This is a genomic window from Pseudomonas fluorescens, from assembly GCF_040448305.1.
Classification (GTDB): domain Bacteria; phylum Pseudomonadota; class Gammaproteobacteria; order Pseudomonadales; family Pseudomonadaceae; genus Aquipseudomonas; species Aquipseudomonas fluorescens_BH.
In genome coordinates this window covers 366,649-380,897 of record NZ_CP148752.1, presented here as the reverse complement: position 1 = coordinate 380,897, position 14,249 = coordinate 366,649, and the positions used below count along the sequence as shown (strand labels likewise).

The window sequence follows — 14,249 nt, the reverse complement described above, 5'->3', positions numbered from 1 at the left end:
CGTGGCCTCCATTAGGTTATCGATGAGAAAAAGTAGGATCCTGCGTCACCAGGGCTGCCTGGCCCGCCGCCGGTTTCACCCACGTCAGGTAAGCCAGCACCAGCAACACGATCCAGACCACGCCGACGATCAGCGCTGCCTGGGTGTCCGGGAAATAGCCCAGCACGCCGAAGATGAAGAGCATGAAGGCAATCGCCGCCGCCGGCGCATAGGGCCAGAGCGGTACCGGGAATTTCAGTTGTGCAACCTGCTCGGCGCTCATGGACCGGCGCATGGCCACTTGGGTCACCAGAATCATCAGCCAGACCCACACCGTGGCAAAGGTCGCGATGGAAGCGATCAGCAGGAACACGTTTTCCGGGATCAGGTAGTTCAGCAACACGCCCAGCAACAGCGCGGCACTCATCACCACGACCGTCATCCATGGCACGCCATTGCGCGACAGGCGGGCGAAGCCCTTGGGTGCATGCCCTTGCTGGGCCAGACCGAACATCATGCGGCCAGCGCCGAAGATGTCACTGTTGATCGCCGAAATCGCCGCCGTGATCACCACGATATTGAGGATGGTGGCCGCCGAGCCGATCCCCAGCTTGTCGAAGATCTGCACGAACGGGCTGCCCTGGCTGCCGATCTGCTGCCATGGAAAGATCGACATCAGCACCAGCATCGTCAGCACGTAGAACAGCAGGATCCGCAACGGTACAGCATTGATCGCCCGGGGCAGCACGTGCTGCGGGTCCTTGGCTTCACCTGCCGTTACGCCGATGATTTCAATACCGCCAAACGCAAACATCACCACCGCGAACGAAGCGATCAGACCGCCCATGCCATTGGGCATGAAGCCGCCGTGGCTCCAGAGGTTGCTGATGTCGGTTGCCTGGCCAGGGGCCGAGCTGATGCCGAACCACATGATGCCGAAACCACCCAGGATCATCGCGACGATGGCCGCGACCTTGAGCAGCGACAGCCAGAACTCCATTTCACCGAAGACTTTGACGTTGCACAGGTTCAGGCCGCCAACGATGGAAACGACACCCAGCACCCAGATCCAGCGGGAAACCTCCGGGAACCAGAAGCCCATGTAGATACCGAATGCCGTGACGTCGGCCATGCCGACGATGACCATTTCGAATGCGTAGGTCCAACCGAGGACGAAGCCCGCCATTGGCCCCAGGTAGGTGCTGGCGTACTGGCCGAACGAGCCCGTCACCGGGTTGTGCACCGCCATCTCACCAAGGGCACGCATGACCATGAACACCGCCGCGCCACCGATCAGGTAAGCGAGCAGTACCGCAGGCCCGGCCATTTGTATGGCCGAGGCAGATCCATAAAACAGCCCGGTGCCGATTGCCGACCCCAGCGCCATGAAGCGAATATGTCGGGCAGAGAGCCCGCGTTTCAAACCTTTTTCTGCCTGTTGCATTTCTCGTCCCTAATTATTGTTATTCGACGCAAAATCGAATCGCTGGCAAGCCAGCTCCTGTAGGAGCTGGCTTGCCAGCGAGGGGCCCTTACAGGCTAGGCAGCAACTTCACCGTCACCAGCTCGTTCAAGCAACGCGAGGCCAACAATTCAGACGCCGCATTGATGTCTGGCGCGAAGAAGCGGTCCTTCTCATAGAACGGCACGTCGTTACGCAGAATGGCCCGAGCCTTTTCCAGTTTCGGCGAGGTTTTCAGGCCGTCGCGCAGATCCAGGCCCTGAACGGCCGCCAGCCATTCCACCGCGAGAATCCCACGGGTGTTCTCGGCCATTTCCCACAGACGCTTGCCAGCCGCCGGCGCCATGGAAACGTGGTCTTCCTGGTTGGCGGAAGTCGGCAGGCTGTCCACCGAATGCGGATGGGACAACGCCTTGTTCTCGCTGGCCAGTGCCGCTGCGGTCACCTGGGCGATCATGAAACCGGAGTTCACACCACCGTTGGCCACCAGGAACGGCGGCAGTTGCGACATGTGCTTGTCCATCATCAGCGAGATACGGCGCTCGCTCAGGGAACCGATTTCAGCGATGGCCAACGCCATGTTGTCGGCCGCCATGGCCACCGGCTCGGCGTGGAAGTTGCCACCGGAGATCACGTCACCTTCAGCGGCGAAAACCAACGGGTTGTCGGAAACGGCGTTGGCTTCGATCGCCAGCACTTCGGCCGCTTGGCGGAACTGGGTCAGGCAGGCGCCCATGACTTGTGGCTGGCAGCGCAGGGAGTACGGGTCTTGTACCTTCTCGCAGTTTTCGTGGGAGTCGGAGACTTCGCTGCGCTCGCCCAGCAGGTCGCGGTAAGCGGCGGCAGCGTCGATCTGGCCTTTCTGGCCACGGGCAGCGTGGATGCGGGCATCGAACGGCGAACGCGAACCCAGGACCGCTTCAACGGTCAGGCCGCCCAGTGCCAAGGCACCGGCGAACAGGTCTTCACCTTCGAACAGGCCACGCAGGGCAAAAGCAGTGGACACCTGAGTGCCGTTGAGCAGCGCCAGGCCTTCTTTCGCGGCCAGGGTCAGAGGGGTCAGACCGGCAACTTTCAGCGCTTCGGTGGCTTCCATCCACTCGCCTTTGTAGCGCGCCTTGCCTTCGCCCAGCAGCACCAGCGACATATGGGCCAGAGGCGCCAGGTCACCGGAAGCACCGACCGAACCTTTTAATGGAATGTGCGGGTAAACCTCGGCGTTGATCAGGGCGATCAGCGCGTCGATCACCACACGGCGGATACCAGAGAAACCACGGCTCAGGCTGTTGACCTTGAGCACCATGATCAGACGCACCAGCTCATCGCTGATCGGCTGGCCGACACCGGCAGCGTGGGACAGCACCAGCGAGCGCTGCAGGTTTTCCAGGTCTTCGCTGGCGATGCGGGTCGAGGCCAGCAGGCCGAAACCGGTGTTGATGCCGTAGGCGGTGCGGTTCTCGGCGAGGATCTGTTCCACGCAGGCAACGCTGGCTTCGATCTGGGCCGAGGCGCTGTGGTCGAGGGTCAGTTTCACCGGCTGCTGGTAGACGTCACGCAGTTGGGCGAGGGTCAGTTGGCCGGGAATCAGGTTTAGCGCAGTCATTTTGTGCTCCTTTTGAGAGTTGTTATTAACTCACCAGACGCTCCGGAGATGTCCGTTGTCCGTCGCGTCTGCCTTTTGGGGAGACGCGCCTTGGCACGCTGGTGTTATTGAAATCAGTTCAGTTCTGGAAAAGCGTTGTGCAGCAAAATCGGGTCTTTCAATACCGCGGCAGCGGCGGCGATGTCCGGTGCCAACCAGCGATCCTGGTCGTAGGGGGCAACGTGCTCGCGCAGCAGACGCCAGGCAGCATCGGTGCCCGCACCGAAGCGTTGTTCTTTGAGGAACTCGAACGCCTGGGCCGCCAACAGGTACTCGATGGCGAGGATCTGCGTGCAGTTTTCCAGAGCGCGATGCAGCTTCAGCGCGGCGTTGGTGCCCAGGCTCAGGTGATCTTCCTGCAGGCCCGACGTCACGTAGTTGTCCAGCACCGCCGGTTGCGCCAGTTGACGGTTCTCCGCGCACAGCGAAGCGGCGACGTATTGCACGATCATCATCCCGGAGTTCACCCCCGGGTTGGCCACCAGGAACGCCGGCAGACCGCTGACGTGCGGATTGATCAAACGGTCCAGGCGACGCTCGGCGATAGAACCGATTTCCGCCATGGCAATCGCCAGCAGGTCCGCCGCCATCGCCACGGACTGGCCGTGCGGGTTGGCCTGGGACACCACGCGGTAATTGTCCGCGGTGCCCAGTACCAGCGGGTTGTCGGTGGCACCGTTGAGTTCGGTTTCGATCTGTTTGGTCGCGTGTACCAATTGGTCGCGAGCGGCGCCGTGCACCTGCGGGATCGAGCGAATGCTCAGGGCATCCTGGGTACGGATGCCTTTGCTCTGGGCAATCACTTCGCTGCCGTCGAGCAAGGCCCGCAGGTTGATCCCGACCTGCTGCATGCCCGGGTGCGGCTTGAGCGCGATGATTTCGGCATCGAACGCGTCGATCTGCCCGCGCTGGGCTTCGAAACTCATGGCACCAATCACGTCAGCCCATTCCAGCAGGCGCGTCGCATCGGCAATCGCCAGGCAGCTCAGGCCGGTCATGCATGGCGTACCGTTGACCAGGCACAAACCGTCCTTGGCACCAAGCTTGACCGGTTGCAGGCCTTCTTCGGCCAGCGCTTGCTGCGCGGAAACGACCTGGCCGCGATAGCTGACATTGCCGACACCCAGCAGCGCGATGCCGATGTGCGCCATGTGGGTCAGGTAGCCCACGGAACCCTGGGACGGCACTTGTGGGGTGATGCCACGGTTGAGCAGCGCCAGCAGTGCTTCGACGACCTGACGGTGCAGGCCGGATTTGCCATGGCTGTAGTTGACGACGGCGGCGCACATGATCGAGCGGGTCTGCTCGTTGGTCAGTGGCGCGCCAACGCCACAGGCGTGGCTGAGCAAGGTGTTGCGCGACAACTGGCTGAGTTGTTCGTCCTGCAGCGAGACGTTGCACAGCGCGCCCAGGCCGGTGTTGATGCCGTAGGCACGTTCGCCGCTGGTGACGATGCGCTGGACGATGGCCTGCGCGTTTTCGATGCGCGCCCAGATCGGCGCCGACAGCTCAAGCTGTGCGCCATCGCGGGCCACAGCGACCACGTCCTGCCAGGTGACCTGCGCTTCGGTGATAACGATTTTTTCAGCCTGGGACATCTTCAACCTCTGCGTACAAACCTGAATTTTGATGCAGCTTTTCCGGCCTCATCGCGAGCAAGCTCGCTCCCACAGGTTTTGTGAACACCGGGGATCCACTGTGGGAGCGAGCTTGCTCGCGATGGGGCCAGCACAGCCGGCACAAACCTTTTAAACCACCGCCGCCCGACGCTGCACAAAGCGGTCGACATACTCATCCGCCGGCGAATGCAGGATCTCTCTCGGCGTGCCGACCTGAATCAGGCGGCCATCCTTGAGGATCGCGATGCGGTTGCCGATGCGCACGGCCTCGTCGAGGTCGTGGGTGATGAAGACGATGGTCTTGTGCAGAGTCTTTTGCAGTTCCAGCAACTGGTCCTGCATTTCCGCGCGGATCAGCGGGTCGAGGGCGCTGAACGCTTCGTCCATCAGGATGATGTCGGTGTCCGCCGCCAAGGCGCGGGCCAGGCCCACACGCTGACGCATGCCACCGGATAGCTGGTGCGGGTATTTGTTTTCGTAGCCCTTGAGGCCCACGGTGTTGATCCAGTGCAGCGCACGCTCGGCGCACATGGCTTTGCTTTCGCCACGGATTTTCAGGCCGTAGGCGACGTTGTCCAGCACGCTCTTGTGCGGCAACAGGCCGAAGCTCTGGAACACCATGCTGATCTTGCGCCGACGAAATTCGCGCAGCGCTTCCATGTCGTATTGCAGGATGTCCACGCCGTCCACCAGGATCGCGCCGCTGGTCGGATCGATCAGGCGGTTGAAGTGGCGGACCAGGGTCGACTTGCCGGAGCCCGACAGGCCCATGATCACGAAGATCTCGCCGCTGCCGATGCTCAGCGACAGGTCGTTCACGCCGACCACGCAGCCGGTTTCGGCCAGCACCTGGTCCTTGGTCTTGCCCTGGCCGACCATGGCCAGCGCATCCTTGGCACGGTTGCCGAAAATCTTGAAGACGTTCTTGACTTCGATCTTGCTCACGGTTGCGTTGTTCATTTGCTCACCTCATGCCGTGCGCGACCGTACGCCTGTGTAATGCGGTCGATCACCACAGCCAGAATCACGATCGCCAGACCGGCTTCAAGGCCGCGTCCGACGTTGAGGGTCTGAATCCCCACCAGCACGTCTTCACCCAGGCCACGGGCACCGATCATCGAGGCGATCACCACCATCGACAGGGCCATCATGGTGGTCTGGTTGATCCCGGCCATGATGCTCGGCAGGGCCAGCGGCAGTTGCACGCCGAACAGTTGCTGCCAGCGATTGGCACCGAAGGCGTTGATCGCTTCCATCACTTCGCCGTCGACCTGGCGAATGCCCAGATCGGTCAGGCGGATCAGCGGTGGCGCGGCGTAGATCACGGTGGCGAAAATCGCCGGGACCTTGCCCAGGCCAAACAGCATCAGCACCGGGATCAGGTACACGAAGCTCGGCATGGTCTGCATGATGTCCAGCAACGGCATCAGTATCGAACGCAGGCGGTTGCTGCGCGCCGAGAGAATGCCCAGCGGAATGCCGATCAACACCGAGATGATCGTCGCCACCATCATCAGCGCCAGGGTCTGCATCAGCTTGTCCCAGAGGCCGACCGCACCCACCAGGAACAGCAAACCAACGATGACGGCGGTGGTCACGACCTTGCGGGTCGCGTGCCAGGCCACACCGGCCACGATCGCCAGCATCAGCCACCAGGGTGCAGCGCGCAGCAGGCCTTCAAGATTGACGATGGCCCACAGCAAGGTGTCGGAGATGCTGCGGAACACATCGCCGTAGTTGGTAACCAGCGAATCGACCCAACCGTTGACCCAGTCGGCGATGGAAAAGGTAAAGCTTTCGGGAAACATAAGAGACTCTCAATCAAGGGGTTGCGATCAAGCATCCGACTGCCGCTGCCGACAGCCGGAGAAGCTCAACCTACAAGGCCGCGTCGATTTTCTTGGCTGCGTCTTCGCTCACCCACGCGTGCCAGACTTCAGGATGTTCCTTCAGGAAGATCTTGGCCAGTTTTGGTGATTCGATCCGCTCTTTGCTCATACGCCCAAGGTTCTGGTTCAGCAGGTCGATTGGCACGTTGACCTTTTCCAGCACGGCCACCAATTCAGGCGCTTCGTCGTGGAAAGTCTTGGACAGGCCGACCTTGATGGTCACGGTCTTGTTCACGCCTGGTTTTTCTTCGAGTTTTACCGCGTCGATCTGGCCCATCAGCGGCGTTGGCGACCAGTAGTAGAACAGGATCGGCTCGCCGCGCTTGTAGCTCGACAGCACGGCGGCATCCAGCGCCGGACCGGTGCCCGGGCGGAAGTTGGTGTAGGTGCTTTCCAGACCGTAGCTCTTCAGCATTTCGCTGTTGTCGAGCTCACAGGTCCAACCGGCCGGGCAGTTGTAGAAACGGCCCTTGGAAGGCTCTTCGGCGTCCTTGAACACCGCGGAGTATTTGCCCAGGTCAGCAATGTTTTTCAGGTCCGGGGCCTTGGCTTCCAGCTTGCGCTTGGCGTCGCCTTCGATCACGTAGCGCGGCACGTACCAGCCTTCAATTGCGCCAACAACCGGCGCGCCGACACCGACGACCTTGCCGGCTTTCTCGGCCTTGTTCCAGACTTCGCTACGGCCGACCCACTCTTCGGCAAACACTTGAATATCGTTGCTGCCCAGGGCGTTTTCCATGGTGATGGAGTTGCCCGGCAGGCTGTCAGTCTTGCAGTCGTAGCCTTTCTCCAGCACGACTTGCATCACGTCGGTCAGGAGCATGGCGCTTTCCCAGTTCAGGCCGGCGAACTTCACCGGCTTGCCCGATTCGCACCAACCCGCCGCCTGAGTGGCGCCGGCGCTGGCCAGCAGGCCCATGGAAAGCAACGTGGTCAGCAGGGTCTTGTTCGATTTCATTGTTGTGACGCTCCTAATCATGAATTGGCTTACGGCAGTCAAGAGGCATCCAGCCCTGTCCACGTCCAATCAGGCCTGCGCCGCAGCGCGACCCACATTCAGCTTTTGTTCGGTGACCGCGCCCTGCTCGACCGGCAGGATCAAACGATCAGGCACTGTGCCGTGCCATTTTTTCGCACACAGGTAATACAGGGCGGCGGGAACCACCAGGCCGATGACCCAGGAAATATCCACATCACCCAGAGCCGCCACCAGCGGACCGGTATAGAACTTGGTGGAGATGAACGGCAGTTGTACCAGCACACCGAACACATAGACGCTGATACCGAGCAGGTTCCAACGACCGTAGCGACCCTTCGGATCGGCCAGGGCCGGGACGTCATAGCGCTCGCGAGTGATGCAGTAGTAGTCCACCAGATTGATCGCGCTCCAGGGAGTAAAGAACGCCAGCAAGAACAGGATGAAAGACTTGAACGCGCCGAGGAACGAGTGCTGACCGAGCAACGCCATCAGGGTCGCAGCACCGACGATGGCCAGCACGAAGACCAGACGCTGCAAGCGCGTTACCTTCAGGTCGCCACGGAAACCGCTGATGATGGTCGCAATGCACATGAAGCTGCCGTAGGAGTTCAGCGTAGAGATGGTGACCTTGCCGAACGCGATGCTGAAGTACAGCAGCGCAGCGGTGGCACCGGTACCCCCCAGACCCACGATATAGGCCACTTCGTGGCCGGCGTATTGCCCGTTGGCCGAAGCGGCCGCGAACACACCGAGGACCATCGCCACCTGCGCACCAATGACCGAGCCTGCACCTGCGGCAAAAAAGGTTTTCACCGCGGAAGTCTTGCTCGGCAGGTAGCGAGAATAGTCAGCCACATAAGGACCGAAGGCGATCTGCCAGGACGCCGCGAGCGACACCGCAAGCAAGAAACTGCTCCAGCTGAAGTGGCGGATTTGCAACAGTGCGCCAACGTCAACCTGGTTCATCAGACGGCTGAACAGGTAAACAAAGGCAATCACGCCAATGACACTGGCCACACGGCCGATCCAATGGATCACCCGATAGCCGAGCACCGTGACCAGCACGATGACACTGGCGAAAAGCAGGATGCCGACGGTGTCGCTGACGCCAAACAACTGGCCCAGCGCCTGGCCGGACAACACGGTTCCCGTTGCGGTGAAGCCCAGGTACATCAAGCAGACCAGCACGATCGGGATGGCCGCGCCGTATACGCCGAACTGTACCCGGCTGGAAATCATCTGCGGCAGGCCAAGCTTGGGGCCTTGCGCCGCATGCAGCGCCATCACGCCGCCGCCCAGCAATTGACCGATCAACAGACCGATCAATGACCAGAACACATCACCGCCAAGGACCACGGCCAGTGCGCCGGTGACAATCGCGGTGATTTGCAGGTTGGCACCCATCCACAGGGTGAACTGGCTTAACAGACGACCGTGTCTTTCCGCTTCCGGGATGTAGTCGATCGAGCGCTTCTCGATCAACGGTTTGTTGCCTGCACGTTCGCTGTTAACAGCCATGGTTCAACCTCTGTGGATTGTTCTGGGAATTCACGGTGAAACTGCTTGTGGGCTTTGCTTTCTGTGGGAGCGAGCTTGCTCGCGATTGAGATCTGTCAGTCAGCACAGGTGTTGAATGTGCCGGCCTCATCGCGAGCAAGCTCGCTCCCACAGGTAAAGCGGTACCACAGGTTTTGAGTTACTTGCCGGTAATCATCGGCAGGTTCAGCCCTTGTTCCTTGGCGCAGTCGATGGCGATCTGGTAACCGGCATCGGCGTGACGCATAACGCCAGTGGCCGGGTCGTTGTGCAGCACGCGAGCGATACGCTCGGCCGCTTCGTCAGTACCGTCGCAGACAATCACCATGCCCGAGTGCTGGGAGAAGCCCATGCCGACGCCGCCGCCGTGGTGCAGGGACACCCAGGTCGCGCCGCTCGCGGTGTTGAGCAAGGCGTTGAGCAGTGGCCAGTCGGAAACAGCGTCGGAACCGTCCTGCATCGATTCGGTTTCGCGGTTCGGGCTCGATACCGAACCGGAGTCCAGGTGGTCGCGGCCGATCACGATGGGCGCGGACAACTCGCCGCTACGGACCATTTCGTTGAACGCCAGGCCCAGCTTGGCGCGCAGACCCAGGCCAACCCAGCAGATACGTGCCGGCAGGCCCTGGAAGCTGATGCGCTCCCGGGCCATGTCCAGCCAGTTGTGCAGGTGGGCGTCGTCCGGGATCAGCTCTTTAACCTTGGCGTCGGTCTTGTAGATGTCTTCAGCGTTGCCCGACAGTGCAGCCCAACGGAACGGGCCGATACCACGGCAGAACAGCGGACGGATGTAGGCTGGTACGAAGCCCGGGAAGTCGAATGCGTTTTCCACGCCTTCTTCTTGCGCCATCTGACGGATGTTGTTGCCGTAGTCGAAGGTCGGTACGCCCATTTTCTGGAAGTCCAACATCGCTTTGACATGCACAGCCATCGATTGCTTGGCGGCCTTGATCACAGCGGCTGGTTCAGTCTTGGCGCGAGCGCGGTACTGGTCCCAGGTCCAGCCGGCCGGCAGGTAGCCGTTGAGCGGGTCGTGGGCGCTGGTCTGGTCGGTGACCATGTCCGGGCGCACGCCGCGCTTGACCAGTTCTGGAAGGATTTCAGCCGCGTTGCCCAGCAGCGCGATGGAAATCGCCTTGCCTTCTTTGGTGTATTTGGCGATGCGAGCCAGAGCGTCGTCGAGGTCAGTAGCTTGCTCGTCGACATAACGGCTTTTCAAACGGAAGTCGATGCTGACCTGCTGGCATTCGATGTTCAGCGAGCAAGCGCCGGCCAAGGTCGCGGCCAGAGGCTGGGCGCCGCCCATGCCACCGAGGCCTGCAGTCAGGACCCAACGACCTTTCAGGTCATCGTTGTAGTGCTGGCGACCGGCTTCGACGAAGGTTTCGTAGGTGCCCTGGACGATGCCCTGGCTGCCGATGTAGATCCAGCTGCCCGCGGTCATCTGGCCGTACATGGCCAGGCCTTTGGCGTCCAGTTCGTTGAAGTGTTCCCAGCTCGCCCAGTGTGGAACCAGGTTGGAGTTGGCGATCAGTACGCGCGGGGCGTTGCTGTGGGTCTTGAACACGCCGACCGGCTTGCCGGATTGCACCAGCAGGGTCTCGTCGTCGTTCAGGTTGGTCAGGCTTTCGACGATCTTGTCGTAGCATTCCCAGTTACGTGCAGCGCGACCGATACCACCGTAAACCACCAGTTCTTTAGGGTTCTCGGCGACTTCCGGGTCGAGGTTGTTCATCAGCATGCGCAGCGGCGCTTCGGTCAGCCAGCTCTTGGCGGTCAGCTTGTTACCGCGTGCGGCACGGATTTCAACGTCACGAAACTTAGTAGGTTTAATGTCAGTCACGAAAAAGACTCCTCAGCAATCAATCCAAACCAACCCAGGCAGTGGGCGAGCAAGCCAATGGGCATCAGTGCACACCGGCGAATCAGTGGACGATGGTTGAGTCCTCGTGACTCATACGCATACGTCTTTACTTGTACATACAAGCATATGCAATCAAGCGGCCAACTTGTTGGATGAGCATTCAAGAAAAGTTCTGAAACGGCTGGAGAGCGCTTGGAACAAGGGTTCTGACGAAGGTGAAATATTTTTTGGGGGATTTTTGTGGTGAGGGGGTTTTGTTACTTGAGCGTGGCTTTGCGCCACGCTGGGGCGTTCGGTAACAACGTGGTGCGCTGTGGGAAACGTAATTTGGAAGGGAAACGACATCGCGAGCAAACCCAACCCTGTAGGAGCGAGCTTGCTCGCGAAAAACACATGGGCGCCGCAGGGCATCTGGTTTTACGCGTTATCGTTCACGACCATCGCGAGCAAGCTCGCTCCTACAGGAGATCAGCGCGTTGTCAGTTCGATCACGCAGCAGGCGCCATTGCTGGAGACTTCCAGCAGCCCGGTGTTACCGTCCAGTTGCAGGCAATCATGCCGACCCAGTTGCGAAGCGTTGTCACCGACCTTCACTTCCAGCGCTTCACTAATACTGAATACCAGCACCGTACCCGCCGAGCTGAAGAACCGCTGCTCACCGCTCAACCACTGCACTCGCGCAGAGTAACGCTGCGGCGCGTAAATCAGGTTGAAATCGCGAATCGGACCGCCGAGCAATGTGCAGGAAACCTTGCTTTCACCACTGAAGGCAAACGGGTCCAGCGGTAACAGTGGCCGCGCGTCCTGGCCATCCACCGTCAGGCTCATACCGTCGCCCTGCAAAACGGTGATCACTCGCTCGTAACCGGCGAAGGTGGAAAAACCACCCGATTCGCCAATGTCGGCAATCGACAGGCGCCAGCCAAAGCCATCCAGGCCGGTGCCGGCATCGCGGGTGATTTCTTCGGTGCTGCCGCCGCCGTTTTTCCACGGCATGCGCGGGTAATCTTTGGCGCGTAAAACCTTCAACTGATTCATTTATGAAACCGACCTTCCAGACGATGACGGGAACCGGGGTGGATCAAGCGAGCAGCAGTCACTGGCTGACGACCGGACCAGGTGCGGCGACGGATCAGCAGGCACGGCTCGCCTTTTTCAATCTGTAGCAATTTGCATTCGGACGGCTCGGCCAGGATCGCCTCGACCACGTGCTCACCTTCTGTCAGCGGCGCGACCTGATTCAGATAGGCGTAGGGCGTTTGCAGGGTGAAGTCCTGCTTGAGGTAGTCCGGCGCCACCAGCGCATTGACGAAACGGTCTTCGATTTGCACCGGAATATCGTTCTCGAAATGCACGATCAGCGAGTGGAACACCTTCTGCCCTTCGCGCATGTCCAGGGCCAGGGCGCGCTCGGAGCCGGCGGCCTCTTCTTCAAGGGTGATGACCTTGCAGGTGTGGCGATGACCGCGAGAGGCGATTTCGTCGGCGATGTTGTGCACTTCGAACAGGGCGGACTGGCTTTTCGGCTCGGCGACGAACGTGCCGACGCCTTGCATGCGCACCAGCAGGCCATCGGCAGTCATCTCGCGCAGGGCGCGGTTGATGGTCATGCGGCTGAAACCCAACTGGCTGACCAATTCGCTTTCCGACGGCACACGATAGTGCGGCGGCCAGTTTCCACTGTCGATTTGCTGGGTGATCATTTGTTTGACGCGGGCGTACAAGGGCGCCGGACTGTCGCCCATGTTCGCGGCCAACGGAGAGACTGGAGGCGGAGTCGGCACGGTTAATCCTTGGTCATTTGATTGATGTCGCTAGCTTGCCGGAGTTTACCGGGCAGGCAAACGTCTGTATATGTATATACAAATAACACACGATGGGGTGCTGAACCATGTCCGCCTTCTTTGCCGAACGCGCGCTGCTGCCTAGTGGATGGGCCAACAATGTACGTCTTGAGGTCAGCGCCGACGGCGTTTTGACCCATATTCAGGCCGATTCCAACGCAGATGGCGCCGAACGGTTAAGCGGTCCGCTGCTGCCTGGCATGCCGAACCTGCACTCCCACGCCTTCCAGCGGGCCATGGCCGGGCTGGCGGAAGTGGCGGGCAATCCGAACGACAGTTTCTGGACCTGGCGCGACCTTATGTATCGCCTCGTCGGAAAAATCAGCCCGGAACAACTCGGCGTTATCGCCCGTCAGCTGTACATCGAAATGCTCAAGGCCGGTTACACCTCGGTGGCGGAATTTCATTACGTACACCATGACATCAATGGCCAACCTTATACCGATCCGGCCGAGCTGGCCCTGCGTATCAGCCAGGCCGCGGGTTCCGCCGGTATCGGTCTGACCCTGCTGCCAGTGCTCTACAGCCACTCCGGTTTCGGCGGCCAGACCCCGAACGAAGGTCAGCGCCGCTTTATCAACAGCACTGAAAACTACCTCAAGCTGCAATCGCGTCTGCAACCGGTGCTGGCGCAGCAACCGGCGCAGGCCCTGGGCCTGTGTTTCCACTCGCTGCGCGCGGTCACGCCGCAGCAGATCAGCGAAGTGCTGGCAGCCAGCGACAAGCAATGCCCGGTGCACATCCACATCGCCGAGCAGCAAAAGGAAGTCGACGACTGCCTGACCTGGAGCGGTCGTCGTCCGCTGCAATGGCTGTACGAAAACATCGACGTCGATCAGCGCTGGTGCCTGGTCCACGCGACCCACGCCAGCCCGGAAGAAGTCACGTCGATGGCCAAGAGTCGCGCCATTGCCGGCCTGTGCCTGACCACCGAAGCCAACCTGGGCGACGGGATTTTCCCGGCGGTGGATTTCCTCGCCCAGGGCGGCCGCATGGGCATTGGTTCCGACAGCCATGTGTCGTTGAGCGTGGTGGAAGAATTGCGCTGGCTGGAATACGGCCAGCGACTGCGCGACCAGCGACGAAATCGTTTGTATGGCGCGGATCAGCCGATGGTCGGGCGCACGCTGTTTGATGCCGCGCTGGATGGCGGTGCCCAGGCGCTGGGTCAGCCGATTGGCGCTCTGGAAGTCGGCAAGCGCGCCGACTGGCTGGTGCTCGACGGCAACGACCCGTACCTGGCAACGGCCAGCGGCGACGGGATTCTCAACCGCTGGTTGTTTGCCGGTGGCGATCGCCAGGTGCGGGATGTGCTGGTGAATGGTCAGTGGGTGGTGCGTGACGGGCGGCATGCTGACGAGGAAGAAAGCAGCCGCGCCTTCACTCAGGTCCTGCGCGATCTTCTGAACTAACGCAAAAACCCTGTAGGAGCGAG

Annotated in this window: 11 protein-coding genes; 1 reads left to right on the top strand and 10 read right to left on the bottom strand. The window is 60.8% G+C overall.

Translation table 11 applies throughout. The annotated features are described in order from the left end of the window. Positions 1-16 precede the first annotated feature (16 nt). The 10 genes from WHX55_RS01715 to hutC all read right to left on the bottom strand — a co-directional run bounded on the left by WHX55_RS01715 (position 17) and on the right by hutC (position 12,715). The gene (locus WHX55_RS01715; RefSeq protein WP_150726545.1) at positions 17-1,423 is read right to left on the bottom strand and encodes an amino acid permease; all 1,407 of its coding nucleotides are present in this window, start codon (positions 1,421-1,423) and stop codon (positions 17-19) included. An 88-nt stretch (positions 1,424-1,511) separates the two neighbouring features. Further along, entirely contained in the window at positions 1,512-3,044 is a 1,533-nt protein-coding gene (gene hutH, locus WHX55_RS01710) for a histidine ammonia-lyase (protein WP_353741913.1), read from the bottom strand. Between the two features lie 113 nt (positions 3,045-3,157). Next, a complete protein-coding gene (gene hutH, locus WHX55_RS01705; protein WP_353741912.1) occupies positions 3,158-4,681 on the bottom strand; it encodes a histidine ammonia-lyase in 1,524 nt (507 codons plus the stop codon). 150 nt (positions 4,682-4,831) lie between these two features. After that, a complete protein-coding gene (locus WHX55_RS01700; RefSeq protein ID WP_007975542.1) occupies positions 4,832-5,662 on the bottom strand; it encodes a glycine betaine/L-proline ABC transporter ATP-binding protein in 831 nt (276 codons plus the stop codon). Then, on the bottom strand, positions 5,659-6,510 hold the full coding sequence (locus WHX55_RS01695) for a proline/glycine betaine ABC transporter permease (RefSeq protein WP_150726542.1): 852 nt from the start codon (positions 6,508-6,510) through the stop codon (positions 5,659-5,661). Before WHX55_RS01695 ends, WHX55_RS01700 begins: the two co-directional genes overlap by 4 nt. A gap of 70 nt (positions 6,511-6,580) precedes the next feature. Further along, a complete protein-coding gene (locus WHX55_RS01690) occupies positions 6,581-7,549 on the bottom strand; it encodes an ABC transporter substrate-binding protein (RefSeq protein WP_353741911.1) in 969 nt (322 codons plus the stop codon). A 69-nt stretch (positions 7,550-7,618) separates the two neighbouring features. Then, on the bottom strand, positions 7,619-9,088 hold the full coding sequence (locus WHX55_RS01685) for a cytosine permease (protein ID WP_353741910.1): 1,470 nt from the start codon (positions 9,086-9,088) through the stop codon (positions 7,619-7,621). Between the two features lie 178 nt (positions 9,089-9,266). Next, entirely contained in the window at positions 9,267-10,949 is a 1,683-nt protein-coding gene (gene hutU / locus WHX55_RS01680; protein ID WP_223446450.1) for a urocanate hydratase, read from the bottom strand. 489 nt (positions 10,950-11,438) lie between these two features. Next, complete coding sequence (locus tag WHX55_RS01675; RefSeq protein ID WP_150755653.1) at positions 11,439-12,008, bottom strand: HutD family protein; 570 nt, start codon at positions 12,006-12,008, stop codon at positions 11,439-11,441. Further along, the gene (gene hutC, locus WHX55_RS01670; RefSeq protein ID WP_162135916.1) at positions 12,005-12,715 is read right to left on the bottom strand and encodes a histidine utilization repressor; all 711 of its coding nucleotides are present in this window, start codon (positions 12,713-12,715) and stop codon (positions 12,005-12,007) included. Before hutC ends, WHX55_RS01675 begins: the two co-directional genes overlap by 4 nt. Before the next feature lie 146 nt (positions 12,716-12,861). On the opposite strand from hutC, the gene WHX55_RS01665 reads away from it, so the two are divergent. Then, entirely contained in the window at positions 12,862-14,226 is a 1,365-nt protein-coding gene (locus WHX55_RS01665; RefSeq protein WP_353741909.1) for a formimidoylglutamate deiminase, read from the top strand. Positions 14,227-14,249 lie beyond the last annotated feature (23 nt).

Coding starts and splice junctions, on each gene's coding strand:
- WHX55_RS01715 (WP_150726545.1), bottom strand. CDS start 1,423: ATGCAACAGGCAGAAAAAGGTTTGAAACGCGGGCTCTCTGCCCGACAT.
- hutH (WP_353741913.1), bottom strand. CDS start 3,044: ATGACTGCGCTAAACCTGATTCCCGGCCAACTGACCCTCGCCCAACTG.
- hutH (WP_353741912.1), bottom strand. CDS start 4,681: ATGTCCCAGGCTGAAAAAATCGTTATCACCGAAGCGCAGGTCACCTGG.
- WHX55_RS01700 (WP_007975542.1), bottom strand. CDS start 5,662: ATGAACAACGCAACCGTGAGCAAGATCGAAGTCAAGAACGTCTTCAAG.
- WHX55_RS01695 (WP_150726542.1), bottom strand. CDS start 6,510: ATGTTTCCCGAAAGCTTTACCTTTTCCATCGCCGACTGGGTCAACGGT.
- WHX55_RS01690 (WP_353741911.1), bottom strand. CDS start 7,549: ATGAAATCGAACAAGACCCTGCTGACCACGTTGCTTTCCATGGGCCTG.
- WHX55_RS01685 (WP_353741910.1), bottom strand. CDS start 9,088: ATGGCTGTTAACAGCGAACGTGCAGGCAACAAACCGTTGATCGAGAAG.
- WHX55_RS01675 (WP_150755653.1), bottom strand. CDS start 12,008: ATGAATCAGTTGAAGGTTTTACGCGCCAAAGATTACCCGCGCATGCCG.
- hutC (WP_162135916.1), bottom strand. CDS start 12,715: ATGGGCGACAGTCCGGCGCCCTTGTACGCCCGCGTCAAACAAATGATC.
- WHX55_RS01665 (WP_353741909.1), top strand. CDS start 12,862: ATGTCCGCCTTCTTTGCCGAACGCGCGCTGCTGCCTAGTGGATGGGCC.